The sequence below is a fragment of the Streptomyces pristinaespiralis genome (genome assembly GCF_001278075.1).
In the GTDB taxonomy this organism is placed as follows: Bacteria; Actinomycetota; Actinomycetes; order Streptomycetales; family Streptomycetaceae; genus Streptomyces; species Streptomyces pristinaespiralis.
The window spans coordinates 7,267,522-7,292,735 of record NZ_CP011340.1; the positions used below are offsets into that span (position 1 = coordinate 7,267,522).

The window sequence follows — 25,214 nt, forward strand, 5'->3', positions numbered from 1 at the left end:
AGGGTCGGGGAGGGCGGTGGAGGTCAGGTGAACGGCTTGACCCAGCGGCGCCAGTGGTCCTCGCGCGCGTATCCGGCGGACGTCCACGCCCGGTGGGCCTGCTCGTTGGCCTCGAGGACCATCGCGTCCCCGCGGCGGCCGCCCACCGTGACGAACCGCTTCTCCGCCGCGTCGAGCAGGGCCGTCGAGATGCCGCGTCGGCGGTGGGAGGGCAGCACGGCCAGCCGGTACAGGGAGCAGCGCCAGCCGTCGTAGCCGGCGATCACGGAGCCCACGAGCACGCCGTCCGACTCGGCGAGGATGAGTGCTTCGGGGTCCCGGTCGATGAGGCGCGTGACGCCGTCCACGTCGTCCGTGATGCTGGTGCCCTCCGCGGCCTCCTTCCAGAAGGCCAGCACGGCCTCGGCCTCGTCGCGAGCGGCGTTGCGTATGAGCAGATCGGTCATGGCGGCGAGCCAAGCACGCCCGCCGCCGGCCCCGCCACAGGCTTTCCGCGCTGTGAGACGGCGAGCATCCTGCGCCGTGCAACGGTCCCCTGATTCCTGACGGCCCGGTGTCCGCTGTTCCTGACGGCGGGTGTCCGCTGTTCCCGACGGTGCCGGTGGTTCCCGAGGGGCGGCACCTCCGCCGGCGCGGCCGGGCAGCCCTTGCCACCGCTAGCAGCTTCGCGCTAGCTTCGAAGTGTGGCGAAGACACAGTTGAACGTACGCGTGGACGAGTCCACCGCGGAGACCGCCCGCCAGCGGGCGATGCAACGCGGCGTGAGCGTGAACCGCTACATCGAGGAACTCGTCAAGCAGGACGCCGGCGAAGCGGGACGCACCTTCGTCGACGCGGCGGCCGACTTCATGAAGCAGTACGAGTCGGTCTTCGCCGAGGAGTTCGGCGACAAGCGTTGAGCCTGCGGATCGACCTCGCCTGGCTGCTCATGGTCGCCGAGCACAAGACCCCCGGCGACCCCCAGGTCACCGACTGGGGTGCGCTCGTCGCCGCCGTGAGCCGTCACGAGGCGGAGATATTCGGCGTCCCCGTCTACAGCGACCCGGCCTCCCGGGCCGCCGCGCTGCTGCAACTGCTGCTGCACGTGCCGGCGCTGGAGCGTTCCAACGCCATGTACGCCTCGGCCGTCGCCTACGGCTATCTCGTCGCCTGTGGACTGAAGGTCGTCACCTCGCCCGAGCAGGTACGCGACCTGGCCCGCCTGGTGAAGGACGGCAGTGCCGACATCGCGCGCATCGCGGAGGAACTGCGGAGCTGGAGCGAGTGACCCGCCGGTCCCCGGCACCGGTCGATCCGCTTCGTCAGCCCGGCCTGCGGGCGGCCTCTTCCACGGCGGCCAGCATGCCCTCGAACTGTCCCGTCAGCATCCTGTCGATCACGGGACCGGTCAGTTGTCCCATCGGGCCACCCCGCGGCACATACCGGTAGTCGAAGGTGATGGCTGTCCCGGCACCCTCGGGGTCGAGGGTGATCCTGGCCGCGGCCCGCTTCATCGGCACGAGGGCCGATGGCCGGTTCTCGGTGGCCAGCGCGCGCCCCTCCTCCCAGGCGGTGACCGTTTCGACCAGCGAGCCCACCGGCTTCAGATCGACCTGGCGGCGAGCACCCACACCTCGGGCCTGATCGCCGATGGCGCGAGAGCCCTTGAGCCCGTTCCAGATGCCCGCCAGGTTCGGGAAGTCCGCGACCACGGCCCAGACGGAAGCAGGTGACGCGGCCGCTCGCCGCCGCACTTCGAGGTGACGCTCTGCCATGATGACCGCCTTCGGATCGCCGGACCCTGGCAGGTTCATCCTATTGCGGGTGAGGGTCCTGGCCGTCCGTGACCGGACGGCGGGCGACGCCCAGCACGCACGGCGACGTAGGCAGCTGCGGCCCGTGGTCCGGCACACGGAACCGCCGGTAGGGCCCGACCTCGAAGCCCGCCTCCTCGATCGCGGCGACGGTGTCCCGCGCCGTGTGGCACCCGCCGAACAGCAGCGGCCACACCGTGCGGTCCAGGACCCGCTGAGTGGTCGCGAGACCGCGGCCGGCCGCCAGCCCGTGCTCGAAGAACCGCAGCTCGGCACCGGGCCGCAGGACCCGCCGGATCTCCGCCAGCGCCCTCGGCAGGTCCCGTACGGTGCACAGCACCAGCGACGCGACCGCCGCGTCGAACGCCTCGCTCTTGACCGGCAGGGCCTCGGCCGCGCCGGGCGCCACGTCCACCGGGACCTCGGCGCGCAGGGCGGCCTCCGTGGCCAGCTTCCGCAGTGAGCGCTCCGGTTCGATGGCCACCACTTCGGAGACGGTGGCCGGGTAGTGCGAGAAGTTCAGACCGTTGCCCGCGCCGATCTCGATCACCCGGCCGGTCAGACCTCTCAGCAGCTCCGCCCGGTGGGCGGCGATACCGCCCTTCAGGTCGGCCGTCACGCTCATCTTCGCGTAGAAGCGGGCGAAGAGGGGATGGTGGACGGCGTCCCGGGGGACGTTCGTACCGCGCTGGAGCGGGACCATGGGGGCCTCCTTCGGAGACGGGCCGGTCTCCGTCATTCTCCCCCGGCCGTGCGCGGATCAGCCGTCCGTGCCCGCCACGAAGCAGAATTCGTTGCCCTCCGGGTCGCGCATGACGAGGAAGCGGCCGTGGTCGTCGGTCACGATCGCCCCCACGCGCTCCGCCCCCAGCCGGACCGCCTCGTCCGCGGCCGCGTCGATGTCACCGGCGTCCAGGTCCAGATGCAGGCGGTTCTTGACCGTCTTGCCCTCCGGCACCTGCTGGAAGGCGACGCGTACGAACTCCGGCGGATCGACGTACGACCAGTCGTCGGTCCGGTCCACCGGATCGCCGCCGAGGAGAGCGGCCCAGAAACGCACCAGGTGGGCGGGGTCGTGGCAGTCGAAGACGATCTCGTCGATCTTTGCACGCATGGGCGTCAGCCTAGGGCGGCGGCGAACTCCTCCGCATCCCACCGGCCGCCCAGACGCGGCGCCAGCCACGTCGCCGCCCGCGCCCTGAATCCGGCCGGAGCGAGTGCGCCCGCACCCTCCGGCACGGCTCCGAGCAGGGGTGCGCCCGCGGCCCGGGGAAGATCCGCCAGGTTGCAGCGCGCCGCCAGATCGGGTCTGGCCGGCCAGCTCCCGACCACCACGCCCAGCTGTTCCAGGCCGCGTGCGCGCAGTGCCTCCGCCGTCAGCGCCGTCATGTTCAGCGTGCCCAGGCCGGCGGGGGCGACCACGAGCACGGGCGCGCCCAGCTCGGCGGCGACGTTCGCCAGCGTGGCCCCGTCGTCGTCGAGCTGTACGAGGAGGCCGCCCGCGCCCTCGATGAGCACCAGGTCGTGCTCGGCCGCCAGTTTCCCGGCCGCCTCCGCCACCTCCTTGGGCCGCACCGGCGCGAGCCCCGCCCGCCGTGCGGCGGTGGCCGGCGCCAACGGCTCGGGGAACCGGGCGAGCTCGGTGGGGGTCACCTCGCCGGCGAGCCGACGCACCACGTCGACGTCGCCGTCCTCGCCCGCCGCCAGCCCCGTCTGCGCGGGCTTGAGGACGGCGACGGACAGCCCGTTCGCCAGAGCCGCCGCGGCGACCGCCGCCGTGACGACGGTCTTGCCGATCTCGGTGCCGGTGCCGGTCACCACGATCACTGCCATGAGCTTGTGTGTCCTTCGTTCGTTCCGCTGTCCGCTGTCCGCTGCGACGTGACCCGGCGGCCTCAGCCCGCCGCTGCCGCCGCGCGCACCGCGCGGCACACGCGGGCGAGGTCCTCGTCGTCCGTCACGTACGGCGGCATCGTGTAGACGAGGTCGCGGAAGGGCCGCAACCAGACCCCTTCCCGGACGGCCGCCGCCGTGGCCGCGGCCATGTCGACGTCATGGTCCAGCTGTACGACGCCGATGCCGCCGAGCACCCGGACGTCCTTCACCCCGGGCAGGTCCGCGGCCTCCGCGAGACCGTCGCGCAGACCCGTCTCCAGCCGCCGGACCTCCCGCTGCCAGTCCTGCCCGAGCAGCAGGTCGATCGAGGCGCAGGCGACGGCGGCGGCCAGCGGGTTGCCCATGAACGTGGGGCCGTGGGCGAGCACCGGGACCTCGCCCCGCGAGATGCCTTCGGCCACCTCCGAGGTGCACAGCGTCGCCGCCATCGTCAGATAACCGCCGGTCAGCGCCTTGCCCAGGCACATCACGTCCGGTGCGACGTCCGCGTGCCCCGCCGCGAACAGCTCGCCCGTCCGTCCGAAACCGGTCGCGATCTCGTCGAACACGAGCAGTACGCCGTGCTCGTCGCAGGCCTCCCGCAGCACCCGCAGATACTCGGGGGAGTGGAACCGCATGCCGCCCGCGCCCTGCACGACCGGCTCCACGATCACCGCCGCCAGCTCGTCCGCGTGCCGGGCGATCAGCTCCCGCAGACTCCGCGCGTACGCCTCCTCGTGGTCGGCGGGAGGTGCGTCGGCGAAGAGCTGCCGGGGCAGCACCCCCTGCCACAGCTCGTGCATCCCGCCCTCGGGATCGCACACCGACATCGGCTGCCAGGTGTCGCCGTGGTAGCCGCCGCGCCAGGTCAGCAACCGCTGCTTGGCGGGGCGGCCCAGCGAACGCCAGTACTGGAGGCACATCTTCACCGCGACCTCCACGGACACCGACCCCGAGTCGCAGAGGAAGACGTGCCGCAGCGGCTCCGGGGTGATCTCCACCAGCCGGGACGCGAGCCGCACGGCGGGCTCATGGGTGAGCCCGCCGAACATCACATGGCTCATCCGCCCCAGCTGCGCGGTCGCCGCCTCGTTGAGCACCGGGTGGTTGTAGCCGTGGACGGCGGACCACCACGACGACATGCCGTCGACCAACTCGCGCTGCCCGTGGGCCTCTTCGGCGAGCCGCAGCCGTACGCCGGAGGCCGACTCGACGACCAGCGGGTCGCTGCGGCCCGGCATCGGGCCGTACGGGTGCCAGACGTGCGCCCGGTCCAGCGCGCGGATCTCGCCGGGGCCGAACTCAGGCATTGGGCGCGAGGTCCGTCCCGGCTCCCCGGCGGCGCACCGCCACCAGATCCGTGCGCGCCGCGGACACCTCGGCCGCCGGGGCCGCCGTCGCCTCCGCCTCGGCCGGCTCCGCGGAGCACCCTCCCGACTCGCCGTCGCCGCACACCGATCCGCAGCCGCCGCCGGCCGCACGGTGCTCGGGCAGCGTCGTCGTGTCCGTGCCCTCCACCTCGAAACCGGCGTCCGCGATCATCTCGAGGTCGGTCTTGCCCGCCTGGCCCTCGCTGGTGAGGTAGTCGCCGAGGAAGATCGAGTTGACCAGGTGCAGCGCCAGCGGCTGCATCGAACGCAGATGCACCTCGCGCCCGCCGGCCAGCCGCACTTCGACGTCCGGGCAGACGAACCGGGTCATGGCGAGGATGCGCAGACACCGCTGCGGGGTGAGGTGCCACTCCTTGGCGAGCGGCGTCCCCTCGAAGGGGATCAGGAAGTTCACCGGGACCGAGTCCGGGTCGAGTTCCCGCAGCGCGAAGACGACGTCCACCAGGTCCTCGTCGCTCTCACCCATGCCGGCGATCAGGCCGGAGCACGCGGACAGTCCGGCGGCGTGCGCCTTGTTGACCGTGTCGACGCGGTCCGCGTAGGTGTGGGTGGTGGTGATGTCCCCGTATGTCCCCTCGGACGTGTTGAGGTTGTGGTTGTACGCGTCGGCGCCCGCGTCGCGCAGCCGCTCGGCCTGGCCGTCCGAGAGCAGACCCAGGCACGCGCACACCTCGACGCCCTCGTTCTGCTCCTTGATCGCCTCGATCGTCCTGGACACCCGGTCCACGTCCCGGTCGGTCGGGCCCCGCCCGCTCGCGACCAGGCACACCCGCTTGGCGCCACCGGCCACACCGGCCGCGGCGGCCTCCGAGGCCTCCTCCGGCTTCAGCCAGGTGTACTTGAGGATCTCCGCCTTCGACCCGAGCCGCTGGGAGCAGTACGAACAGTCCTCCGGGCACAGGCCCGACTTCAGGTTGACCAGATAGTTGAGCTTCACCCGCCGTCCGAACCACTGACGGCGCACCTTGCCGGCAGCGGCCACCACATCGAGCACATCGTCGTCGGAGGTCGCCAGCACGGCGAGCGCTTCTTCGCGGGTCGGCAGCTCACGCCGCAGCCCCTTCTCCACCAGTGTGTTCAGGAGGTCCATGGCGCCGATCCTGGCCTACCGCACACGCCCCGGCCAAGGAGGAAGTCCACAACACCCGCGTTTTGAGGTGTGTGCATGGCCACACCCGATACCCGGGCCCGCCCGGCTAGGGTCTGTCCGCTGCCTACAAAAGGACCGGAGCGCCATGCCGAAGAATCCTTTCGACTGGATCGACGAGGAGTCGCGCCGCCGCGAGCGGGCGGGTCTGGTCCGCACCCTCCGGCCGCGGCCCGCCGACAGTGCCCTCCTCGACCTGGCGAGCAACGACTACCTCGGCCTCACCCGCCGCGCGGAGGTCACGGAAGGCGCCGTGCGGGCCGCCCGCCGGTGGGGCGCCGGGGCCACCGGTTCCCGGCTCGTCACCGGCACGACCGAACTGCACGCCGAACTGGAACGTGAACTCGCCGACTTCTGCGGCTTCGAGGCCGCCCTCGTCCTGTCCTCCGGCTACGCGGCGAACCTCGCCGCCGTGACCGCGCTCAGCGGCCGTGACGCCCTGGTCGTCTCCGACGCGGGCAACCATGCCTCCATCGTCGACGGGTGCCGGCTCTCCCGTGCGGAGACCGCGGTCGTCCCGCACACCGACGTCGAGGCCGTACGCAAGACGCTCGAGGCCCACCCGGGCCGGCGCGCCCTCATGGTCACCGACTCCGTCTTCTCCGTCGACGGCGACGCGGCGCCCCTGCCGGGCCTCGTCGACGTCTGTCGTGAGCACGGCGCCGCGCTCCTCGTCGACGACGCGCACGGGCTGGGCGTCCTCGGCGACGGCGGCCGCGGCGCCCTGGACGCCGCAGGGCTCGCCGGCGCGGCCGGGACCGTCGCCACGCTGACGCTCTCCAAGTCGCTGGGCAGCCAGGGCGGTGCGGTCCTCGGGCCCGCCCGCGTCATCGACCACCTGATCAACACCGCGCGTACCTTCATCTTCGACACCGGGCTCGCCCCCGCGGCGGCCGGGGCGGCGCTCGCGAGTGTGCGGGTGCTGCGCGGTGAACCCGGGCTCGCCGCACGCGCGCGCGAGGTCGCGGCGACGCTGCACCGCGGGCTGACCGAGGCCGGGCTGACCTCGGCCCGCCCGGACGCGGCGGTCGTCTCCGTGCAGGCACCGTCCCCGGACGCGGCGTTGCGCTGGGCGGCGGACTGCCGTGCCGCCGGACTCGTCGTCGGCTGCTTCCGGCCTCCGTCCGTGCCGGACGGGATCTCCAGGATCCGGCTGACCGCCCGGGCGGACCTCACGGACCGGCAGATCGGCACGGCGCTCTCGACGATCATCCGGACGGCGCCCGGCAGTTGACCCCCGGGCCGTCCCCGCAGCCCCCTGCGGGACCGTAAATACGGTCTGCCGTTGCAGAGTTCACCGCATCGAGCGACAGAAATGTACGTATCTCGGTGGATCGACGCGCCCGACGGACGATAAGTGGCAGTCTGACGCAGAAGCGTAATCCGTGGCCGTTCCCGCGTTTCATCCGTTACGAGTCGGAGCCCGGCCGCGGTGGGAAAGGGACAGCGCCGCCATGGCAGACCACCAAGAAGCATCCGCCACTCTGCCGAGCGATCCGGTGTCGGTATCCGCCGCTCGGAGATATGTCACGGACGTCCTGTGCGAATGGGGGCTGGAGCCGGACGCCGAGACCGTCGACACCGTCAGGCTGATCGTCTCCGAGCTCGCCACCAACTCCGTCCAGCACACCTTCGGGCAGTCCCCGACGTTCACGGTGGATCTGCGCCTCGAGCGCGACGAGCAGCTGTGCGTCGGCGTCACCGACAGCCATCCGCGCTGGCCGCAGCGGCTGCCGGCCGCCGTCCGCCAGGACAACGGGCGCGGCATGGTCATCATCCGCACCCTCACCGCGGAGTACGGCGGCCGGCTGTCCGTCACGCCCACGGAGGAGGGCGGAAAGACCGTCTGGATCGCGCTGCCGTGGTCCGTTCCCGTGCAGAGCTGACCGCTCGGCCCCCGGCCGCGCCCTGCCTCCCCGATGGCCCGGCCCCAGATGCCCGCCCGTAGCGACCGCACCGCCGCAGCGACCTCGCGGCCGCACGCGGCTCCTCGCCCCGCTGCGCCCCGGGGGAACCGTCCTGCGGACGCCCAAGCACAACTGCCGCACCGGCAGAGGCGTCGAGGCCGTCGCGGCGCCCCTCCCCGGGGCGACGACCACCAGAGGAAGCCACGCCGGGGCGCGGATCCCGCCGTGTCGCGAACGTGTCGCAGCGCAACGTGCCGCCATGCTGCTGAGCCCCGCCGACCTCATGACGCACCTGGGGCATCTTGACCGGCCCGGCGGCCCGGTCCGTCCGCCACCCGGTGAGCCCGGGCCCGACCCGTCCAGCGCCCGTTGCGCCCGGCCGTTTCGTCCCGGGGCCTGGCTGGCCCGCCCCGCCCAGTGTCCGGCGGGCCCCGCCCGTCTCGTCCGGCACGCGGCGCGCCCGGCCCGCAGACACGGCGCGCCCCAGCATGTCGTCCCGCATCCGACGGCGCGTTCCGCAAGCGGCTCGCCGGCCGCCGTCAGCGCCTGCTCCCGAGCCGGCTCCCGCGGGCGTCTCGGCAGAGGGGCCGTTGCCGCGCACGCCGCTGCTCGCCGGGCGCGGTCGTGCCGCCGGCTCCGCTCCCGTTCCCGGAGGTGGCGCCGCCGGTCGCCCGGCTCGGCCGGTGCCCGCGCGGGGCAGCGGACCGCCCGCGCCGTCGAAGGCGCGTCCCGGTCGGTGCGCGGAGCGCGCTCCGCGTGGCCCCGCTGATCCGGTCGGCGGCGCAAGGGACACCACCCAGGCCCGGCAGGGCCTGGCGGCACGTCAGCGCACGCGGCCGTACTTGACGCTCTTCGTCCAGATCTTGACCAGGCGGACCACGTCACCCGTCTTGGGCGAGTGCCAGATCTTCCCGTTCCCGGCGTAGATCCCCACGTGGTAGACGGCACCGCCGGCATGGAAGAAGACCAGGTCACCGCGTTGCCGGTGGGAGGCGGAGATGTGGCGGGTCCGGTTGTACTGCTGCTGGGCGGTGCGCGGCAGCTTCTTGCCCGCTTTCTTGTACGAATAGAGCGTCAGCCCTGAACAGTCGAAGCGGGACGGACCCGTGGCGCCGTACCGGTACGGCGAGCCCTTCTTCGACGCGGCCACCTTGAGCGCCTTGTGCGCGTGGCTGCTGATCGCATGCGCTTCCGCAGCGCTGCCGGGGGTCAGAAGTGTGCCGCCGACGGCGGCGATCGTGAGTGCCGATACGGCGCCCGCCCGTGAGAACAGGTGGGGGAGATGCATCTGCGCAGTCATGCGCAACCCTTCGTCAGCCGCCTGTGAAGGGTGACCTGTCGGGTTCGGACGGCGAAGACGCCCGGCCGCCGCGGCGGCTTCACCCCAAGGCGTGTCCGGCATCACCGGTCACGCCGTACTGCTCGGGTCCTCCACTCCTGCCGATGCAATTCCGTCGACCAGACATCCGGTGCGGCGGCAGGATTCAGCGTCCGCCCGGACCGCCCCGTCGAGGTGGCGGGGGCTTGTCGTCCCACGGATCGTTACCCACCGATGTCCGATTTCCGAGCTGAAACGGCTTTTGTGAAGCTGATCACGACTGGACCTTTCGGGTGGGCAGGCCTGTCGGACCCCTTCTGCCTCGCTCCGCACCCGTCCCGTACCAGCAGTTGAAGCGCCCGATTGCGCCAGATCGGTGGTCGTCCCGACGCAAGTCCGAGGCTGTGCGACAACTTGGGCGAAGCTCCACCGAACGGGGTACGGATGCCGCCGCGCCGTGTCGGCGGCGGCAGCGGATCGTCCGTCAACTCGTGGAAACGGGCGGCATGGTCAGCCGGTTGGTCCTGCGCTCGCCGTCCAGGACGCGCAGCGCCTCCGTCAGAGTCTGCGTGTACACCTCGTTCTCGCCCCGGATGTGCATGAGCGTCAGGGCGTCCTTGAGGGCGGCCGCGCGCCCGACCAGAGCCTGCGCGGCGCGCAGGGCTCCGTAGGTGTGGGTGGTGCGGGCGGGGTTGATCCTGCCGAGCAGGTCGACGACTTCGAGGTAGGCGTCGACGAACTCGGCCTCGGCGCGGGTCAGTGCCGGCAGCGGTGGCAGCTCGGGCGGCAGCATCCGCCTCACCTCGCCGTGGGCGGCGCGGCCGAGAGCTTGCGGCTCGTGACGACATGATCGATCAGGCCGTACTCCCGAGCCCCTGCGGCGTCGAAGATCTTGTCCCGCTCCAGGTCGGCCGCGATGCGCTCCGGGGTGTTGCCGGTGTGGCGCACCAGCGTCGAGGCGAGTTGCTCGCGCAGCCGTAGCAACTCGGCGGCGTGGATCTCCAGATCGGACGGCTGTCCGCGCAACGGCTCCTCGTACGAGGGCTGCTGCATCACGATCCGCGCGCCGGGCAGTGCCATGCGTTTGCCGGGCGTGCCCGCGGTGAGCAGGGCGACCGCCGTGGAGGCCGCCTGGCCGAGGCACGTGGTCGCCACGTCGCACATGACGACCTGCATCGTGTCGTAGATGGCGGACATGGCGCTCAGCGATCCGCCGGGGGAGTTGATGTACAGGCAGATGTCCTGGTCGGGGGCCTCGTACTCGAGGTGCAGGAACTGTGCGATGACGTCGTTCGCCGCCGTGTCGTCGACGGCGGTCCCGAGGAAGACGATCCGCTCGGACATCAGCTTCGAGTACGGATCGAGCGTGCGCGTCCCGAAGGACGTGCGCTCCGTGAGCTCCGGCAGGACGTAGCGGGCGGACGGACGGTACATGGCACACCTCTCGTCGTCACGGGCGTGGAGAAGTCCCCACGTGCTGTAAAGAATGTACAGTACGTACAGTCCGGTAGAATGGGGGTATGGCCTACGAAATTCCGGTGACGCAAGCTCGCGCCGAGCTCGCCGATCTGATCAACCGTGTCGTCTACGGCGGCGAGCGAGTGGTGGTGACCCGGCACGGGAAGCCGCTCGTCGCGCTGGTCTCCGCCGCGGACCTGGAGCGGCTGGAGCAGGAGGCGGAGGCGCAGGAGGCGGCGGAGGAGCAGATCATCAGCTCCGTGTCCTCCTTCGGTACGGCGTCCTCCGGTTCTCCCGACCGTGGCCGTTTCGGCCTGGCGGCCGAGCACCGCCCTCCCCGGGACCGCCCTTAGCGGGGGCCGCCCGGCCGTAAGGCGCCGGTCCGTTACGGCGGCATCCGGCGCGGCCCGGCCCGGGCGCGCACGCACGAAGGTCGGTCGGGCGCGGCATGCCCGAAGGCGGCCCGGACGCCTACGCTTAGAAGGCCGGTCCGCCCCTTGGTGTGTCCGGACCTGCGAAGGCCGGTCCTTCTCTGATGCGTCCGAAGGCCGGTCCCTCTGTGCTCCGGGCATGCGAAGGCCGCGCGCCCCCGTCCGCTACAGCGGGGACGCGCGGCCGGTCGGGCGGCCGGGGTGCCGGCCGGTCAGGCGACCGGTACGGGGGAGGGGTGCCGCGGTTCCGCGAGGGCCGGGGCGCGGCGCCTGCCGCCCGCGAGCACGGCCACCAGGCCGAGCGCCGCCCACACCGACAGCGTCAGGAGCGGTGCCGCGGCGCCGCGCCCGTCGAAGTAGGCGACCGACCGCAGCAGCGTCGCCCCGGCGCCCGGCGGCAGCCACTGGCCGACCGCGCCGACCGGCTCCGGCAGCAGCTCCGGCGCGGAAGCGGCGCCGGAGAACGGATTGCCGATCAGCACCATCAGCAGCGCGCCGAGGCCGATGCCCGGCGTTCCCAGCAGGGCCGCGAAACCGGCCACGGTCGCTCCCGGGGCGGCGACCGTCAGACTCAGCGCGGCGGCCTCGGCCCACCAGTCGCCCTGAAGCACCCCCAGCCAGCTGTGCGTGATCGCCGTGGCGGTGATGCCCACCAGTACGGAGGCGCCGAGCAGTGTCGCGGCGGCCCGGGCGCCGCGCAGGCCGGCCATCGTCACCAGCGCGCCCGCGGCGACTCCCGCGAGGGCCAGTGGCAGGGCGCTCGCCGCCAGCGCGGTGCCCCGCGGGTCCCCGGACGGGAGCGGGGCCACGTCCGTGACCTGCACCTGGGCGCCGGCGGGGGCCTGGGCGGTGACGGCCTCCTTGAGGAGCTGGGCGACGACGGGACCGGCTCCGGAAGCGGTCAGCAGCTTCGTGCCCTCGGGCCCTGCGACGACGGCTCCGTATACGACCCGGTCCTCGACCGCGGCCCTGGCCGCTGCCTCGTCGTCGTAGCGGTGGACCTCGAAAGCGCCTTCACGCTGCTCCAACCCCTGCTTCATCTGGGTGACCGCCGCCGCGGGCCCCGCGACGCCGATGGGCAGGTCGCGCGGGGCGGTCCTGGCGGCCGGCCAGGCGAAGGCCCAGAGGGCCAGTGCCACCACGACCGGGACCAGGACCATCACCGCGATCATGCGGCGGGCCGGTACAGCGGACATGAGGAGCTCCTTATAGAGAAGGATCGTTCGTTTTACCTCTGCGGCCACTGTCCTGCCGCGCCACGTCCTTGTCAAGAAGGAATGTTCGTTTTACTTTTGTGGCATGGCACGCGTATCCCAGCAGCACCTCGACGCCCGCCGCCGCCAGATCCTTGCCGGCGCCGCCCGCTGCGTCTCCCGTAACGGCTTCCACGCCACGTCGATGCAGGACATCCTGCGGGAGTGCGGTCTGTCGGCCGGAGCCGTGTACCGCTACTTCAGCGGCAAGGACGAGTTGATCGCGGCCATCGCCGACGAGGCGTTCAGCAGTATCCGCACCGCCTTCCAGGAGGCCGCGGCGACCACGCCGCCGCCGACACCCGACGTGCTCCTCGGCCGGGTGCTGCGCCGCATGCTCGTCGAGGAGGTGCCGGGAGGTGACCGTCAGGCCTTCGCGCGACTGGTCGTCCAGACGTGGACGGAGACCCTGCGCGACGAACGCCTCGCCGCGATCCTCGCCACCGGTTACAACGGCATGCGCCAGGCATGGGCCGAGCTCGTGCACGCCTATCGGGTGAACGGGCAGATGGAGGCGGACGTCGAGGCCGACCATGTGGCACGGACCCTGATCGCCACCGCCCAGGGGTTCATCGCGCAGCAGGCGCTGTTCGGCGACGTGCGTGTCGAGGTCCTCGAGGACGGCCTGCGGGCCTTGATGTCCATGCGGGATCCCAAGATCAGTTAACGCGCCGGAAAAATCCGCGTCCTAACGTTCAACCCTTGGTCGTGAGAGTCCCGCGTAAGGGTCAACAGACTGTTGAAGCGCGTTACGGTCCTCACGCCCAGGGAGCTTCCGGGCCGGACGACAGTGAGGTGGACGCGTGCAACTCTCCCCGCACGAGCAGGAACGGCTTCTCATCCATGTGGCCGCCGACGTGGCGGAGAAGCGCAGGGCGCGCGGGGTGAAGCTCAACCACCCCGAGTCCGTCGCCCTCATCACCTCGCACATCCTCGAAGGCGCCCGCGACGGCCGCAGCGTCGCCGAACTCATGGCGTCCGGGCGCAAGGTGCTCACCCGCGACGACGTCATGGACGGCATCCCCGAGATGATCCACGACGTCCAGGTGGAGGCCACCTTCCCCGACGGGACCAAGCTGGTCACCGTCCACGACCCGATCGTCTGAGGAGAGGCCGCGATGATTCCCGGAGAGATCCTCCACGGCGAAGGCCCGATCCTCCTCAATCAGGGCCGTGAGGTCAGCCGCCTCACCGTCGTCAACGCCGCGGACCGCCCCGTCCAGGTCGGCTCCCACTACCACTTCGCCGAGGCCAATCCCGGCCTCGAGTTCGACCGCACCGCCGCCCGTGGCAAGCGACTGAACGTCGCCGCCGGCACCGCCGTGCGCTTCGAGCCCGGCATCCCGGTCGACGTCGAACTCGTGCCCCTCACCGGTCGCCGGATCGTCGCCGGGCTGCGCGGGGAGACCGGAGGACCCCTCGATGGCTGAACTCCACCGCGCCGTGTACGCCGACCTGTTCGGCCCCACCACGGGCGACTGTGTCCGGCTCGCCGACACCGACCTGACCGTCGAGATCGAGGACGACCGCTCCGGCGGTCCCGGCCGTGCCGGTGACGAGGCGGTGTTCGGCGGCGGCAAGGTGATCCGCGAGTCCATGGGCCAGGCCCGTACGACCCGCGCGGAGGGCGCGCCCGACACCGTGATCACCGGAGCGGTGATCCTCGACCACTGGGGTGTCGTCAAGGCCGACATCGGGATCCGGGACGGCCGGATCACCGGCATCGGCAAGGCCGGTAATCCGGACACCATGGACGGCGTCCACCCCGACCTCGTCATCGGCCCCGAGACGGAGATCATCGCGGGCAACGGGAAGATCGTCACCGCCGGAGCCATCGACGCGCACGTCCACTTCATCTCGCCCACCCTCGTCGAACAGGCGCTCGCCACCGGCGTGACCACCCTCGTCGGCGGCGGCACCGGCCCGGCGGAAGGGAGCAAGGCCACCACGGTCACACCCGGCCCCTGGCACCTCGGCCGGATGTTCGAGGCGCTGGAGGACTGCCCGGTCAACATCGGCCTGCTCGGCAAGGGCAACACCGTCTCCCGCGACGCCATGTACTCCCAGCTGCGCGGCGGCGCGCTCGGATTCAAGATCCACGAGGACTGGGGCGCCACCCCGGCGGCCATCGACGCGTGCCTGCGGGTCTGCGACGAGACCGGCGTGCAACTCGCGATCCACACCGACACGTTGAACGAGGCAGGGTTCGTCGGCGACACCCTCGCCGCCATCGCGGGCCGCACCGTCCACGCGTACCACACGGAGGGCGCGGGCGGCGGGCACGCACCCGACATCATCACCGTCGTCTCCGAGCCCCATGTGCTGCCCAGCTCGACGAATCCGACCCGGCCGCACACCGTCAACACCATCGACGAACACCTCGACATGCTGATGGTCTGCCACCATCTCAACCCCGCCGTCCCGGAGGACCTCGCCTTCGCCGAGTCCCGGATCCGGCCGTCCACCATCGCGGCGGAGGACATCCTGCACGACCTCGGAGCGATCTCGATCATCTCCTCCGACTCGCAGGCGATGGGGCGCATCGGGGAGGTGGTGCTGCGTACGTGGCAGACCGCGCACGTGATGAAGAAGCGCCGCGGCGCGCTCCCCGGCGACGGCCGCGCCGACAACCACCGGGCGCGTCGCTATGTCGCCAAATACACGATCAACCCCGCGGTCGCCCAGGGCCTCGACGGGGAGATCGGCTCGGTCGAGACCGGCAAACTGGCCGACCTCGTGCTGTGGGACCCGGCCTTCTTCGGGGTCAAGCCGCAGCTGGTGATCAAGGGCGGCCAGATCGCGTACGCGCAGATGGGAGACGCGAACGCCTCGATCCCGACCCCGCAGCCGGTGATGCCGCGCCCGATGTTCGGAGCGATCGGGCGCGCGGCGGCGAGGGGATCCTTCAACTTCGTCGCACAGGCGGCGATCGAGGACGACCTGCCCGAACGGCTGGGCCTGGCCAAGCGGTTCGTGCCGATCAGGAATACCCGGCGGGTGACGAAGGCGGACATGCGCGAGAACGACGCGCTGCCACGCGTGGAGGTCGACGCCGACACCTTCACGGTGACGATCGACGGGGAAGCGGTCGAGCCGGCACCGGCGGCGGAACTGCCCATGGCACAGCGGTACTTCCTCTTCTGATGCGCCCCTTCGACGACACCGGCACCGACAGCGACGCGGACGTCAGGCACGGGCCGCCGACCGCCCGTGCGCGTGAGGCGGAGCCTGCCCGGGGCGCTCCGGAGGAGGAGCCGGGCGCCGGCGAGGCAGAACGTGCCTTCAGTGCTCGCCGAGCAGAGCCGGCCGCCGTTGCCCGTGACGGGCGTCCGGTTGCTGGTGCCCGCGCGGAGGAGCCGGCCGCCGCTGCCCCTCATGGGGAGTTGGTTGCCGGTGCTCGCCTGGCAGAACCTGCCTCCGGTGCCCGCCTGGCAGAACCTGCCACCAAGGCTCGCGTGGCGGAACCTGACACCGGGGCTCGTGTGGCGGAACCTGCCACCGGGGCTCGCGTGGAAGAACCTCACACCGGGGCTCGCGAAGAGGAGCCGGCCGCCGCTGCCCCTCATGGGGAGCTGGTGGCCGGTGCCCGCCCGGCGGAACCTGCCACCGGGGCTCGCGTGGCAGAACCTGCCGCCGGTGCTCGTCACGCAGAGCCGGTCGCCGGTCCCGGTCGGCGGGGGGCCGGGGGCGGTGGCCGCCGGGAGGCGCCCGCCGCCGTACGGGCCGCGTTGCTCGTGCTCTGCGACGGGCGCTTCCCCGCAGGGGGCCACGCACACTCCGGCGGGGTCGAGGCGCCGGTGAAGGCGGGACGGGTCCGTGACGCCGACGACCTCGCGGCGTTCTGCCGGGGGCGGCTGCACACGACCGGGCTCACCGCCGCGGGGCTCGCCGCCGCCGCGGCGCTCGGCCACGACCCCGTCGTGCTCGACGCGGCGGCGGACGCCCGCACGCCGTCGCCCGCACTGCGCGCCACCTCGCGCAAGCTCGGCCGTCAGCTGATGCGCGCCGCGCGGGCCGCGTGGCCGGCTCCCGGACTGGACGCGCTGGCCGCGGCGTTCCCGCGCGGGGCGCACCAGCCGGTGGTCCTCGGCAGCGCCGCCCGCGCGGCGGGCCTCGGACCGGAGGACGCCGCGCACTGCGCCGCGTACGAGGCGGTCGGCGGCGCCGCCACGGCCGCCGTACGGCTGCTGTCCCTGGACCCGTTCCGTGCCACCGCCGTCCTCGCCCGTCTCGCCCCCGAGATGGACCAGGTCGCCGCCGCGGCGGCCGCCGCGGCCCGCCGGGGCGTCGACGACCTGCCCGCCGCCTCCGCGCCGCTGCTCGACATCTGGGCGGAGCAGCACGCGGCCTGGCCCGTCCGTCTCTTCGCCTCCTGACCCGTTCCGCCTTCCCGACCGCCCGTCCCCACGCATCAAGGAGCCGCAGCATGCACATCGGCCACCAGCACGACACCCCGGCCGCCGTCGGCGCGGACGCCGCCCGCCCCGACGGCAGCCGCCGGGCGCTGCGGATCGGCCTCGGCGGGCCCGTCGGTTCCGGGAAGACGGCCACGGTCGCCGCCCTGTGCGCCGCGCTCCGCGACACGTTGTCCATCGCGGTCGTCACCAACGACATCTACACCCGTGAGGACGCCGAGTTCCTGCTGCGTAATGCGGTGCTGCCGCCGGAGCGCATCCAGGCCGTGGAGACCGGAGCCTGCCCGCACACGGCGATCCGTGACGACATCTCCGCCAACCTCGAGGCCGTGGAGGACCTCGAGGACGGCGTCGGCCCGCTCGACCTGATCCTCGTCGAATCGGGTGGCGACAACCTCACCGCCACGTTCTCCAAGGGCCTTGTCGACGCCCAGGTCTTCGTCATCGACGTCGCCGGCGGCGACGACATCCCCCGCAAGGGAGGCCCCGGCGTGACCACGGCGGACCTCCTCGTCGTCAACAAGACCGACCTCGCCCCGTACGTCGGCTCCGACCTCGGCCGCATGGCGCGCGACGCCGAGGAGCAGCGCGGCGAACTCCCCGTCGTCTTCACCTCGCTGCGCGCACCGGACGGGATCGCGCCGGTCGCCGACTGGGTACGCGCGCAGCTCGCCGCGTGGACCGGATGAGTCCCGGATGAGCGTCCACGCGACTGCCCGGATCGTCGCCGACCGCACGGGTCTGCCCGTCCTCACCAGCGACGGACCGCTGGCGCTGCGCCGCACCCGCTCGACCGGACCGCGACTGCGGGTCACCCTGGTCGGCGCCATGAGCGCACCCCTCGGCGGTGACCGGCTCGCCGTCGAGGCCGAGGTGCGCGACGGCGCCCGCCTCACCGTCGATTCGGCCGCCGCCACCATCGCCCTGCCCGGCGCCGAGCGGCGGCACGCCCGGTACGACACCACGCTCGACGTCGGCGAGGACGCCGAACTGCACTGGCTTCCGGAGCAGTTGATCTGCGCGCAGGGGAGCGATCTGCGGATGCGCACCCGCGTCCGGCTCGCCGCCACGGCGCGGCTGGTGGTGCGGGAGGAGCAGGTCCTCGGCCGGTTCGGCGAGCAGCCCGGCACCCTCACCACCCGCCTGACCGTCCACCGCGCCGGCCGGCCCCTGCTGGACACCGGGTTCTCCTGCGGTCCCGGCGCTCCGGGCGGATGGGACGGGCCCGCCGTGCTCGCCGGCCACCGGGCAGCGGGCCAACTCCTCGTCGTCGACCCGGTGTACGAGGACAAGCCGCCGGAGCCGGTGTCCCTGGGCCCCACCGCGGTGCTCACCCCGCTCGCCGGACCGGCCGCCCTGGTCACCGCGCTGGCGGTGGACGCCCTCGCCCTGCGGCGGGTGCTCGACGAAGCACGTGAGCTCCTGCTCGGCGGCCCGTGAAGCCGGCCCTCGCCCCTCCCGTCCCGGTCAGCCGGCCCGGTGCTCCGCCAGCCAGGCGTCTTCCGCCGGGTAGTCGAACAAGGTGCCCTTCCCGTAGTTCGCGGCCATCTTGGGGAACGCCTCTGTCCATTCCTTGCCGTGCAGGCGCGCGGCCAGCCACTCCACGGTCGCCGGCAGGGACTCGGCGTACCCGGTCACGGCGCGGTAGCCCAACTCCTTCTCGGCGGCGCTCATGTCGTAGACGACCGGATGCGCACCGGACCACGGTGTCTCGCCCACCGACGGCGACGGCGGCGGCCCGTCGACGAGGACGGTCTCGGTCCGCCGGCCGAGCACCGCGTCGATCGCGTCGCCGATGTCGGCCACCGTGGGCGCCTGGGGGTCACCCGCGTTCAGCACCCGCGAGCCGGGCCGGCGCGCCGCCAGCCGGACCAGCTCCGCCACGTTGGACACATGGACGGGATGGAACCTGCTGAGACCGCCGTACGCCAGCACACGGACCGGGCGGTCGTCCAGGGCGCGCTTGACGAAGTACAGCTCGCGCGGGGTGCGGCAGTGCGGCCCGTGGACGGCGCCCGCCCGCAGCAGCGTCACCGGCAGCTCCTCACCGGCGGCCAGCAGCTCCCGCTCCAGCGCCACCTTCCGGGTCGCGTACGTCGACTCCCCGGGGGCCACCGTGGCTTGGGACTCCGGAATCGGCACCGGATACCGCGGGAAGCCGTCGGGGCGGCCCTGGGTGTCGAAGCCGCGCCCTTGGTCGTCCTCGTAGACGGCGCCGCTCGAGATGACGACGGCCGACCCGATGCGGTCCGACATCGCCCTCAGCCGGCGGGCGTGCCCCCGGCCGAAGGCGACCATGTCGACGAGGACGTCACAGCCGTCTCCGAGTGCCTTGGCGAGGGCCGCGTCGTCCTCCCGGTCCACCCGCACCGCCCGCACGGAGTCGGGCCAGGCCTCGTCGACGTCACCGCCCCTGGAGGCCGCCCGCACCTCCCATCCGTCCGCGACCAGGGCGGCCACCGTCGCCCGTCCCATCTGTCCTGAAGCGCCCAGCACGAACGCGTTTCCTCGGTTCATGCCTGGCACGCTAGGCGCGCAGCGGCGCGGCGGCCGGAAAATTAGCGGAGCGCAGATCCGTGGTGCGCATCCGCCGTTCGCATGCCAGGGCTCAGGAGCGGCGCCGGGGGAGCCTCTTCGGCTTGCCGCCGCGCTGCTCCTGCTCCTGCTGTTCCTGCTGTTCGGCCTTGACCTCTGCGGCGTAGCGGTCGACGTACTCCTGTCCGGACAGCTCGAGGATGGCGTACATGATCTCGTCGGTGACCGCGCGGATCGCCGCCTTCTCGTTCTCCATGCCCGCGTACCGCGAGAAGTCCAGCGGCTCCCCGAACCGGACCGTGACCCGCTTGACCTTCGGGATCACCTGTCCGGGCGGCTGGATCTCGAACGTCCCCACCATCGCGCAAGGCACCACGGGCACCCCGGCCCTGAGCGCCATGACCGCGACGCCGACCTTGCCCTTGTAGAGCCGGCCGTCGTGCGAGCGCGTGCCTTCGGGGTAGATGCCCAGCAACTCGCCCTTGTTCAGCACCCCGAGCCCTTCCCGGATGGCGGCCTGCCCGGCCTCCTTGCCGGACCGGTCGACCGGGATCTGCCCGGCGCTGCGGAAGAACGCGGCGGTCAGCCGGCCCTTGAGGCCGGGCCCGGTGAAGTACTCCGCCTTGGCGAGGAACGTGATGCGCCGCTTGATGATCGCAGGCATCAGGAAGTGGTCGGAGAACGACAGATGGTTGCCCGCGACGATCGCCGCGCCCTCGGCGGGAATGTGCTCCAGCCCCTCGATCCGCGGCCTGAAGAGCAACCGCAGCAGCGGCCCGATGAACACGTATTTCAGCACGTAATAGAACACGGCATGTCTCCCAACTCTCCCCGGACCGGCACTGAGGCCGTGTTCTGCCAGGTCACTGCCCGCACCCGCGGACTCAGCCGGACTGCGGACGAGGTCGGCCGTGATCGGGCCTGATCGGACTCATGCTGGCTCCTCGCTCCCTTACATGATGGGGCATCAGGTCACCGGCCCCGCTGACGGGACCGGCCTACGGTCCCGGGCGATCGATCGTAGCCCGATACCCCGCATCTCAGGACGGACATGCGACGCTTCCGGTCCGGTGCGAGGACGAGGTGGCCCGCTCGGTACGCGGGCCACGACCCCGGCTGGCGTCACACCTGCGGCGGCACCGCCGGATCACGGCGCACCGGGTGCTTGCTCATGACGGAGACGCGGTTGAACGCGTTCATGGTGATCGCCACCCAGATCACGGCGGAGATCTCGTCGTCCGACAGCGCCGCCCGCGCCTCTGCGTACGCCGCGTCCTGTGCGCCGACGTCCGCCGGGCGGGTGGTGGCCTCCGACAGGGCGAGTGCCGCCCGCTCCCTGGTGGTGAACAGCGCGGTGTCGCGCCAGGCCGCCAGTACGCCCAGCCGCTGTGTGGTCTCGCCGGCACGCAGGGCCCTTCTCGTGTGCAGGCTCAGGCAGTACGCGCAGGCGTTGAGCTGGGAGACCCTGATGTTGATCAGCTCGACGAGGATCCGGTCCAGTCCCGCCTCTGCCGCGGTGTTCTTGACCGCCTCCGCCGTGGCGGTCAGCGCGTGGTAGGCGTCCGGGCTCTGTCTGTCGATGAAGACCCGCCCACCGGTCTTCGCTGCCGACGTTTCTGCCACGTGCACTCCTTGGTCGCGCGATCACTCGGTGCCCGTCCTATCATGGTGAATGTTGAAAATAAAACTTTCTTGTGACGGAGGCTCGCGGTGAGCAATACAGAAGTGCACCCTGCCGAGTTGGCCTGCGGTGCCCGGGCGGACGGTGACTCCCGGCCTGCCGTCGAAGTCCTCACCGCGCGGAGCGTCCCGCTGGGCGGCCCACGCGCGATGACGGTCCGGCGCACCCTGCCCCAGCGGGCCCGCACGCTCATCGGCGCCTGGTGCTTCGCCGACCACTACGGCCCCGACGACGTCGCTGAGACCGGCGGCATGGACGTCGCTCCCCCCCCCGCACACCGGTCTGCAGACGGTGAGCTGGCTCTTCACCGGCGAGATCGAACACCGCGACAGCCTGGGCAGTCACGCCTTCGTGCGGCCGGGCGAGCTGAACCTCATGACCGGCGGACACGGGATCAGCCACTCGGAGGTGTCGACCCCCCGGACCACGCTCTTGCACGGTGTCCAGCTGTGGGTGGCGCTGCCCGAGCAGCACCGGAACGCCGAGCCGGACTTCCAGCACCACGTGCCCGACCCCGTAGCGCTGGACGCCGGAGAGGCCCGCGTCTTCCTGGGCTCGCTCGCCGGCGTCACGTCCCCGGTGCGCACCTTCACGCCCCTCCTCGGAGCAGAACTGTCCGTGGCCCCGGGAGCCGGTGTCACCCTCGACGTCGACCCCGGCTTCGAGCACGGCGTCCTCGTCGACACCGGCGACGTCGTCATGGACGGGACGGCCCTGCGGCCCACCGAGCTCGGCTACGCCGGCCCCGGCCGGACGACGCTCACCCTCACGAACCAGGCGCCCGTGGCAGCACGGCTGATCCTGCTGGGCGGACCGCCGTTCCCCGAGGAGATCGTCATGTGGTGGAACTTCATCGGCCGCACGCACGACGACATCGTCCGGGCCAGGGGGGAGTGGCAGAGCGAGTCGGACCGCTTCGGCCGGGTCGAGGGATACGACGGCCACCGCCTCCCCGCCCCCGCCCTCCCCAACGCGATCATCTCCCCCCGTAAGAACCCCGCCCCGCCGGCAAAAGGAAACGCCATGACGGAACAGACCGCCGAGCCCACCGTCCGCCACATGCCGGCGGAGCACCGCTACGAGATCCGGGCCGGCGGCGCGCTCGCGGGGTTCACGGCCTACCGCGACCGTGGTGACCAGCGGGTTTTCTACCACACCAAGATCGACGAAGCGTTCTCCGGACAGGGCCTCGCCTCCCGGCTCGTGCACGACGCCCTGAGTGACGTCCGCGCCACCCGGAAGCGGGTCGTGCCGGTCTGCCCGTACGTCAAGAAGTACCTGGAGAAGCACGACGGATACGCGGACATCTCCGACCCCGTCACGCCCGAAGTGCTTCAGTGGCTCGACGGAGAGCTCCACTGACACCGCGTCCGCCGGCGGCTCCCCGCCGTCCCGAAGTCCCTGGCGGTGGGGCGCACTTGCGCCGAACGGGCAGGTGAAGGGCCTGCCGCGCCGGCGCGCGGGCCGTTTCGGCCCGGAAGAGGAGGGAACTCGTCCCAGCACCCACGCAGGAGGTGATTGCCGTGCCAGGACGCGAAGAGCTTCCGTCCACGCTCGAACGCTCGCCCGAGGACGCTCAGCGCACCTGGATCAAGGCACATGATTCAGCGGTCGAGCAGTACGGCGACGGGGAGCGGGCGCACCGTGTCGCGTTCAGCGCCCTGAAGCACACGCACGAGAAGGTCGCCGACCACTGGGAACGCAAGGAGAAGGGACGCAAGGGCCCTTCGGACCCCCGGGCCGCCATGCCCAGGGACCGGCCTGCGCGCAGCGCCGAAGGCGTCGACGAGCAGGCCACGAAGCAGCACCTGTACGACCTCGCCAAGCGGCTCGACATCGGCGGCCGCTCCCGCATGACGAAGTCCGAGCTGCTCGAGGCGGTCCAGAAGGCGAATCGTTCGAGCACGCGCCGCGCCCGCTCCGGCTGACCGCCGGGCCGCGGCACACGGCCACGCCGCGTGCCGGAGTCGCCCACATGCGGGAGCCCTCGGCCGTCGGCGGACGAGGGCTCCCGCACGTCACCGCACGTCAGCGGGGCTGCGCCGGGCTCTGCGGCGTGGCGAGCGACGGCGGGCGGGCGTGATCACGGCGACCACGATCGAGTGAAGCGTTCGGTCGCGGTGCCAGGCGACGAACGGACGACGGACGGGGGCGCCGCACGCCCGGCAGGCCGTACGGCGCGCTGCTTCCGGCCTCGCCGGAAGCGCGGCCTCACGCGGGCTTGAGCGGATCGTGACCGATGTTCATCAGGCTGTGCCGCCAGTTGGCGTCACCTGCCTCCGGTTCCATCTCGGCGTTGCGCTGCGACCGGACGACGTCACAGACCCGCTGCATGACGCGGGTGTCGTCCGCGGTGAGGTCGGTGCGGCGCTTGCCCAGGATCTCGAGGACCTTGCGGCCCGTCGGCGGGCCGGCCTGATCCGGGACCTCTTCGGTCTCCTCCGACGCTGCTTCGACGCTGAGCCACTCCTGCAGTTCGCGCGAGGTCATGTTGACCACCGTGTGGAACTCGTCCCACAGCTCCGTGCTGACCTGGTCGGACGCTGCCATGACATCCTCCTCGACTCTTCCTGACCGGTGGCAGCCGATTTCGCGAGGCGGCCAACGCGGGCGTCGCCCGTCCGACCGCCCGCAGGGCCGCCGCACGGCCGTCACCGTTCACCCTTGAGGGGCCCCGGCCCCATTTACGCCGCTTGTCGCGCTTCTCGCTCCCTGGCTCGGGAATCACAGACACCTCCTCGCGGCCGAGTACCCGCTGGTCAAGGGGTATGCGTCCTCGCCCGCAAGACGGCGGGGCGGCTGTCGGCCGTGGGCCGCGGAGCACCCCGGACACCCCCGCTGCCGGGCCGCCCATAGAACTGAATGAGGGACGTCCCTCCACGCAAGCACCAACCCGAGTGGTGAGGAGGGCGCAGCGCCTTGACGGTTGAGCATGTCGCCGCTGTGGACCGACGAGCCGACGGGATGTCAGCTGACGCAGCTGCGACGAAAGGACCTCGCAATGCGCTCTGCCCGCATTCTCATTGCTTCGGCCACAGCCACGGCCGCGCTCGCCATCGCCGCGCCCGGTGCCTACGCCCTGGCCGTCGTCGACTCGGACAAGGACGACTCCTCGTACAGCAGCGAGCACAACTGGAAGTCCGACAAGGGCGACAAGCCGCACGGTGGTATGCACACCGGCGGCGGTGCCCTCGCCTCGGTCGGGAACGACTGGGACAAGGACAAGGACGAGGACAAGAAGGACGAGGACAAGGACAAGGACAAGGACTACGACAAGGGCGACAAGCCGCACGGTGGCATGCACACCGGCGGTGGCGCCCTCGCCTCGGTCGGGAACGACTGGGACAAGGACAAGGACAAGGACGAGGACAAGAAGGACGAGGACAAGGACAAGGACTACGGCAAGGGCGACAAGCCGCACGGTGGCATGCACACCGGCGGCGGTGCCCTCGCCTCGGTCGGGAACGACTGGGACAAGGACAAGGACGAGGACAGGAAGGACGAGGACAAGGACAAGGGCAAGGACTACGACAAGGGCGACAAGCCGCACGGTGGCATGCACACCGGCGGCGGCGCCCTCGCCAACCTCACCAACGACGAGTGGGACAAGAAGGACGAGGACAAGAAGGACGAGGACAAGGACAAGGGCAAGGACTACGACAAGGGCGACAAGCCGCACGGTGGTGTGCACACCGGCGGCGGCGCCCTGGCGAACCTCACCAACGACGAGTGGGACAAGTCCGATGGTGAGTCGGGCAAGTCCGACAAGGGTGACCACGAGAAGTCGGACAGCTGGAAGGGCGAGAAGCCCAGTGGCGGTATGCACACCGGCGGCGGTGGCCTGGCCTCCTCCGGCAGCGGCATGGCGGCCGGCAGCCTGCTCCTGCTGGGCGGCCTCGGCGCCGGTGCCTACATGCTGCGTCGCCGCAAGGCTGCCGGCACGGTGGCCTGACCGGATCTCGCGGTGACCTGTGCGGCCGCTGCCCCTGCGGGGGCGGCGGCCGCCTTTT

29 protein-coding genes, 2 pseudogenes and 1 riboswitch are annotated in these 25,214 nt (G+C 72.0%); of the genes and pseudogenes, 16 read left to right on the plus strand and 15 right to left on the minus strand.

Features of this window, described 5'->3' with window-relative positions:
• Positions 1 to 23 precede the first annotated feature (23 nt).
• Positions 24 to 446 (minus strand): GNAT family N-acetyltransferase, encoded by a 423-nt coding sequence (locus SPRI_RS31230; protein WP_005320323.1) that lies wholly within the window; start codon positions 444 to 446, stop codon positions 24 to 26.
• A gap of 237 nt (positions 447 to 683) precedes the next feature.
• Here SPRI_RS31230 and SPRI_RS31235 point away from each other — a divergent pair, with 237 nt between their 5' ends.
• Both SPRI_RS31235 and SPRI_RS31240 read left to right on the plus strand, forming a co-directional pair.
• Positions 684 to 899, plus strand: a complete 216-nt coding sequence (locus SPRI_RS31235) for a hypothetical protein (protein WP_005320324.1) — start codon at positions 684 to 686, stop codon at positions 897 to 899.
• Entirely contained in the window at positions 896 to 1,267 is a 372-nt protein-coding gene (locus tag SPRI_RS31240) for a hypothetical protein (protein ID WP_005320326.1), read from the plus strand. The genes SPRI_RS31235 and SPRI_RS31240 overlap by 4 nt, the downstream gene beginning before the upstream one ends.
• A gap of 34 nt (positions 1,268 to 1,301) precedes the next feature.
• Here the strand turns inward: SPRI_RS31240 and SPRI_RS31245 are convergent, their stop codons facing one another.
• The 6 genes from SPRI_RS31245 to bioB all read right to left on the minus strand — a co-directional run bounded on the left by SPRI_RS31245 (position 1,302) and on the right by bioB (position 6,149).
• On the minus strand, positions 1,302 to 1,754 hold the full coding sequence (locus SPRI_RS31245) for an SRPBCC family protein (RefSeq protein ID WP_037777132.1): 453 nt from the start codon (positions 1,752 to 1,754) through the stop codon (positions 1,302 to 1,304).
• Between the two features lie 40 nt (positions 1,755 to 1,794).
• Entirely contained in the window at positions 1,795 to 2,496 is a 702-nt protein-coding gene (locus tag SPRI_RS31250) for a class I SAM-dependent methyltransferase (RefSeq protein WP_005320328.1), read from the minus strand.
• 57 nt (positions 2,497 to 2,553) lie between these two features.
• A complete protein-coding gene (locus SPRI_RS31255) occupies positions 2,554 to 2,907 on the minus strand; it encodes a VOC family protein (protein ID WP_037775332.1) in 354 nt (117 codons plus the stop codon).
• A 5-nt stretch (positions 2,908 to 2,912) separates the two neighbouring features.
• The gene (bioD, locus tag SPRI_RS31260; protein WP_005320330.1) at positions 2,913 to 3,626 is read right to left on the minus strand and encodes a dethiobiotin synthase; all 714 of its coding nucleotides are present in this window, start codon (positions 3,624 to 3,626) and stop codon (positions 2,913 to 2,915) included.
• 62 nt (positions 3,627 to 3,688) lie between these two features.
• Positions 3,689 to 4,978, minus strand: a complete 1,290-nt coding sequence (locus SPRI_RS31265) for an adenosylmethionine--8-amino-7-oxononanoate transaminase (protein WP_053557546.1) — start codon at positions 4,976 to 4,978, stop codon at positions 3,689 to 3,691.
• The gene (gene bioB / locus SPRI_RS31270; protein WP_005320332.1) at positions 4,971 to 6,149 is read right to left on the minus strand and encodes a biotin synthase BioB; all 1,179 of its coding nucleotides are present in this window, start codon (positions 6,147 to 6,149) and stop codon (positions 4,971 to 4,973) included. The genes SPRI_RS31265 and bioB overlap by 8 nt, the downstream gene beginning before the upstream one ends.
• A 145-nt stretch (positions 6,150 to 6,294) precedes the next feature.
• On the opposite strand from bioB, the gene SPRI_RS31275 reads away from it, so the two are divergent.
• Both SPRI_RS31275 and SPRI_RS31280 read left to right on the plus strand, forming a co-directional pair.
• Positions 6,295 to 7,440, plus strand: a complete 1,146-nt coding sequence (locus SPRI_RS31275) for an 8-amino-7-oxononanoate synthase (RefSeq protein ID WP_053557547.1) — start codon at positions 6,295 to 6,297, stop codon at positions 7,438 to 7,440.
• A gap of 220 nt (positions 7,441 to 7,660) precedes the next feature.
• Positions 7,661 to 8,092 carry an ATP-binding protein gene (locus tag SPRI_RS31280; RefSeq protein ID WP_005320334.1) on the plus strand — a complete coding sequence of 144 codons (432 nt, stop codon included), beginning with the start codon at positions 7,661 to 7,663 and terminating at the stop codon, positions 8,090 to 8,092.
• Positions 8,093 to 8,936: 844 nt separating this feature from the next.
• On the opposite strand, the gene SPRI_RS31285 is transcribed toward SPRI_RS31280, so the two are convergent.
• From SPRI_RS31285 to SPRI_RS31295, 3 genes are all read right to left on the minus strand, one after another.
• Positions 8,937 to 9,413: a C40 family peptidase gene (locus SPRI_RS31285; protein ID WP_005320335.1), complete on the minus strand. Its 477-nt coding sequence runs from the start codon at positions 9,411 to 9,413 to the stop codon at positions 8,937 to 8,939.
• Positions 9,414 to 9,416: 3 nt separating this feature from the next.
• Positions 9,417 to 9,580: riboswitch (cyclic di-AMP (ydaO/yuaA leader) on the minus strand.
• Positions 9,581 to 9,915: 335 nt separating this feature from the next.
• The gene (locus tag SPRI_RS31290; protein WP_005320336.1) at positions 9,916 to 10,224 is read right to left on the minus strand and encodes a hypothetical protein; all 309 of its coding nucleotides are present in this window, start codon (positions 10,222 to 10,224) and stop codon (positions 9,916 to 9,918) included.
• Between the two features lie 5 nt (positions 10,225 to 10,229).
• On the minus strand, positions 10,230 to 10,865 hold the full coding sequence (locus SPRI_RS31295) for an ATP-dependent Clp protease proteolytic subunit (RefSeq protein ID WP_005320337.1): 636 nt from the start codon (positions 10,863 to 10,865) through the stop codon (positions 10,230 to 10,232).
• An 86-nt stretch (positions 10,866 to 10,951) separates the two neighbouring features.
• Between SPRI_RS31295 and SPRI_RS31300 the strand changes: the two genes are divergently transcribed.
• On the plus strand, positions 10,952 to 11,242 hold the full coding sequence (locus SPRI_RS31300; RefSeq protein ID WP_005320338.1) for a type II toxin-antitoxin system Phd/YefM family antitoxin: 291 nt from the start codon (positions 10,952 to 10,954) through the stop codon (positions 11,240 to 11,242).
• A gap of 290 nt (positions 11,243 to 11,532) precedes the next feature.
• Here SPRI_RS31300 and SPRI_RS31305 read toward each other — a convergent pair whose 3' ends face one another.
• Positions 11,533 to 12,516: a hypothetical protein gene (locus SPRI_RS31305; RefSeq protein ID WP_053557548.1), complete on the minus strand. Its 984-nt coding sequence runs from the start codon at positions 12,514 to 12,516 to the stop codon at positions 11,533 to 11,535.
• A gap of 103 nt (positions 12,517 to 12,619) precedes the next feature.
• Between SPRI_RS31305 and SPRI_RS31310 the strand changes: the two genes are divergently transcribed.
• The 7 genes from SPRI_RS31310 to SPRI_RS31340 all read left to right on the plus strand — a co-directional run bounded on the left by SPRI_RS31310 (position 12,620) and on the right by SPRI_RS31340 (position 18,428).
• Complete coding sequence (locus SPRI_RS31310) at positions 12,620 to 13,240, plus strand: TetR/AcrR family transcriptional regulator (protein WP_005320340.1); 621 nt, start codon at positions 12,620 to 12,622, stop codon at positions 13,238 to 13,240.
• A 136-nt stretch (positions 13,241 to 13,376) separates the two neighbouring features.
• Positions 13,377 to 13,679, plus strand: coding sequence for an urease subunit gamma (locus tag SPRI_RS31315; protein WP_005320342.1), 303 nt, complete (start codon positions 13,377 to 13,379; stop codon positions 13,677 to 13,679).
• 12 nt (positions 13,680 to 13,691) lie between these two features.
• The gene (locus tag SPRI_RS31320; protein ID WP_005320344.1) at positions 13,692 to 14,003 is read left to right on the plus strand and encodes an urease subunit beta; all 312 of its coding nucleotides are present in this window, start codon (positions 13,692 to 13,694) and stop codon (positions 14,001 to 14,003) included.
• Positions 13,996 to 15,717 (plus strand): urease subunit alpha, encoded by a 1,722-nt coding sequence (locus SPRI_RS31325; protein WP_005320346.1) that lies wholly within the window; start codon positions 13,996 to 13,998, stop codon positions 15,715 to 15,717. Before SPRI_RS31320 ends, SPRI_RS31325 begins: the two co-directional genes overlap by 8 nt.
• 584 nt (positions 15,718 to 16,301) lie before the next feature.
• Positions 16,302 to 16,949: an urease accessory protein UreF gene (locus SPRI_RS31330; RefSeq protein ID WP_053557549.1), complete on the plus strand. Its 648-nt coding sequence runs from the start codon at positions 16,302 to 16,304 to the stop codon at positions 16,947 to 16,949.
• 50 nt (positions 16,950 to 16,999) lie between these two features.
• A complete protein-coding gene (gene ureG / locus SPRI_RS31335) occupies positions 17,000 to 17,677 on the plus strand; it encodes an urease accessory protein UreG (RefSeq protein ID WP_005320348.1) in 678 nt (225 codons plus the stop codon).
• Positions 17,678 to 17,684: 7 nt separating this feature from the next.
• On the plus strand, positions 17,685 to 18,428 hold the full coding sequence (locus SPRI_RS31340; RefSeq protein ID WP_005320351.1) for an urease accessory protein UreD: 744 nt from the start codon (positions 17,685 to 17,687) through the stop codon (positions 18,426 to 18,428).
• Positions 18,429 to 18,455: 27 nt separating this feature from the next.
• On the opposite strand, the gene SPRI_RS31345 is transcribed toward SPRI_RS31340, so the two are convergent.
• The 3 genes from SPRI_RS31345 to SPRI_RS31355 all read right to left on the minus strand — a co-directional run bounded on the left by SPRI_RS31345 (position 18,456) and on the right by SPRI_RS31355 (position 21,152).
• Entirely contained in the window at positions 18,456 to 19,505 is a 1,050-nt protein-coding gene (locus tag SPRI_RS31345; protein ID WP_050791609.1) for an NAD-dependent epimerase/dehydratase family protein, read from the minus strand.
• Positions 19,506 to 19,596: 91 nt separating this feature from the next.
• Positions 19,597 to 20,334, minus strand: coding sequence for a lysophospholipid acyltransferase family protein (locus tag SPRI_RS31350; protein ID WP_005320356.1), 738 nt, complete (start codon positions 20,332 to 20,334; stop codon positions 19,597 to 19,599).
• A gap of 311 nt (positions 20,335 to 20,645) precedes the next feature.
• Entirely contained in the window at positions 20,646 to 21,152 is a 507-nt protein-coding gene (locus SPRI_RS31355) for a carboxymuconolactone decarboxylase family protein (RefSeq protein ID WP_005320358.1), read from the minus strand.
• 81 nt (positions 21,153 to 21,233) lie between these two features.
• On the opposite strand from SPRI_RS31355, the pseudogene SPRI_RS31360 reads away from it, so the two are divergent.
• The 3 genes and pseudogenes from SPRI_RS31360 to SPRI_RS31365 all read left to right on the plus strand — a co-directional run.
• Positions 21,234 to 22,203 (plus strand): annotated as a pseudogene (locus SPRI_RS31360) (pirin family protein); the annotation flags it as partial.
• A gap of 135 nt (positions 22,204 to 22,338) precedes the next feature.
• Positions 22,339 to 22,566, plus strand: a pseudogene (locus SPRI_RS39535) (GNAT family N-acetyltransferase); the annotation flags it as partial.
• A gap of 161 nt (positions 22,567 to 22,727) precedes the next feature.
• Entirely contained in the window at positions 22,728 to 23,132 is a 405-nt protein-coding gene (locus SPRI_RS31365; RefSeq protein WP_005320359.1) for a ChaB family protein, read from the plus strand.
• A 283-nt stretch (positions 23,133 to 23,415) separates the two neighbouring features.
• Here the strand turns inward: SPRI_RS31365 and SPRI_RS31370 are convergent, their stop codons facing one another.
• The gene (locus SPRI_RS31370) at positions 23,416 to 23,754 is read right to left on the minus strand and encodes a DUF3140 domain-containing protein (protein WP_005320362.1); all 339 of its coding nucleotides are present in this window, start codon (positions 23,752 to 23,754) and stop codon (positions 23,416 to 23,418) included.
• Positions 23,755 to 24,205: 451 nt separating this feature from the next.
• Between SPRI_RS31370 and SPRI_RS31375 the strand changes: the two genes are divergently transcribed.
• The gene (locus tag SPRI_RS31375; RefSeq protein ID WP_037775335.1) at positions 24,206 to 25,156 is read left to right on the plus strand and encodes a hypothetical protein; all 951 of its coding nucleotides are present in this window, start codon (positions 24,206 to 24,208) and stop codon (positions 25,154 to 25,156) included.
• Positions 25,157 to 25,214 lie beyond the last annotated feature (58 nt).

Coding starts and splice junctions, on each gene's coding strand:
- SPRI_RS31295 (WP_005320337.1), bottom strand. CDS start 10,865: ATGTACCGTCCGTCCGCCCGCTACGTCCTGCCGGAGCTCACGGAGCGC.
- SPRI_RS31275 (WP_053557547.1), top strand. CDS start 6,295: ATGCCGAAGAATCCTTTCGACTGGATCGACGAGGAGTCGCGCCGCCGC.
- SPRI_RS31250 (WP_005320328.1), bottom strand. CDS start 2,496: ATGGTCCCGCTCCAGCGCGGTACGAACGTCCCCCGGGACGCCGTCCAC.
- SPRI_RS31280 (WP_005320334.1), top strand. CDS start 7,661: ATGGCAGACCACCAAGAAGCATCCGCCACTCTGCCGAGCGATCCGGTG.
- ureG (WP_005320348.1), top strand. CDS start 17,000: ATGCACATCGGCCACCAGCACGACACCCCGGCCGCCGTCGGCGCGGAC.
- SPRI_RS31325 (WP_005320346.1), top strand. CDS start 13,996: ATGGCTGAACTCCACCGCGCCGTGTACGCCGACCTGTTCGGCCCCACC.
- SPRI_RS31310 (WP_005320340.1), top strand. CDS start 12,620: ATGGCACGCGTATCCCAGCAGCACCTCGACGCCCGCCGCCGCCAGATC.
- SPRI_RS31285 (WP_005320335.1), bottom strand. CDS start 9,413: ATGACTGCGCAGATGCATCTCCCCCACCTGTTCTCACGGGCGGGCGCC.
- bioD (WP_005320330.1), bottom strand. CDS start 3,626: ATGGCAGTGATCGTGGTGACCGGCACCGGCACCGAGATCGGCAAGACC.
- SPRI_RS31340 (WP_005320351.1), top strand. CDS start 17,685: ATGAGCGTCCACGCGACTGCCCGGATCGTCGCCGACCGCACGGGTCTG.
- SPRI_RS31290 (WP_005320336.1), bottom strand. CDS start 10,224: ATGCTGCCGCCCGAGCTGCCACCGCTGCCGGCACTGACCCGCGCCGAG.
- SPRI_RS31320 (WP_005320344.1), top strand. CDS start 13,692: ATGATTCCCGGAGAGATCCTCCACGGCGAAGGCCCGATCCTCCTCAAT.
- SPRI_RS31370 (WP_005320362.1), bottom strand. CDS start 23,754: ATGGCAGCGTCCGACCAGGTCAGCACGGAGCTGTGGGACGAGTTCCAC.
- bioB (WP_005320332.1), bottom strand. CDS start 6,149: ATGGACCTCCTGAACACACTGGTGGAGAAGGGGCTGCGGCGTGAGCTG.
- SPRI_RS31230 (WP_005320323.1), bottom strand. CDS start 446: ATGACCGATCTGCTCATACGCAACGCCGCTCGCGACGAGGCCGAGGCC.
- SPRI_RS31265 (WP_053557546.1), bottom strand. CDS start 4,978: ATGCCTGAGTTCGGCCCCGGCGAGATCCGCGCGCTGGACCGGGCGCAC.
- SPRI_RS31245 (WP_037777132.1), bottom strand. CDS start 1,754: ATGGCAGAGCGTCACCTCGAAGTGCGGCGGCGAGCGGCCGCGTCACCT.
- SPRI_RS31255 (WP_037775332.1), bottom strand. CDS start 2,907: ATGCGTGCAAAGATCGACGAGATCGTCTTCGACTGCCACGACCCCGCC.
- SPRI_RS31305 (WP_053557548.1), bottom strand. CDS start 12,516: ATGTCCGCTGTACCGGCCCGCCGCATGATCGCGGTGATGGTCCTGGTC.
- SPRI_RS31375 (WP_037775335.1), top strand. CDS start 24,206: ATGCGCTCTGCCCGCATTCTCATTGCTTCGGCCACAGCCACGGCCGCG.
- SPRI_RS31300 (WP_005320338.1), top strand. CDS start 10,952: ATGGCCTACGAAATTCCGGTGACGCAAGCTCGCGCCGAGCTCGCCGAT.
- SPRI_RS31345 (WP_050791609.1), bottom strand. CDS start 19,505: ATGAACCGAGGAAACGCGTTCGTGCTGGGCGCTTCAGGACAGATGGGA.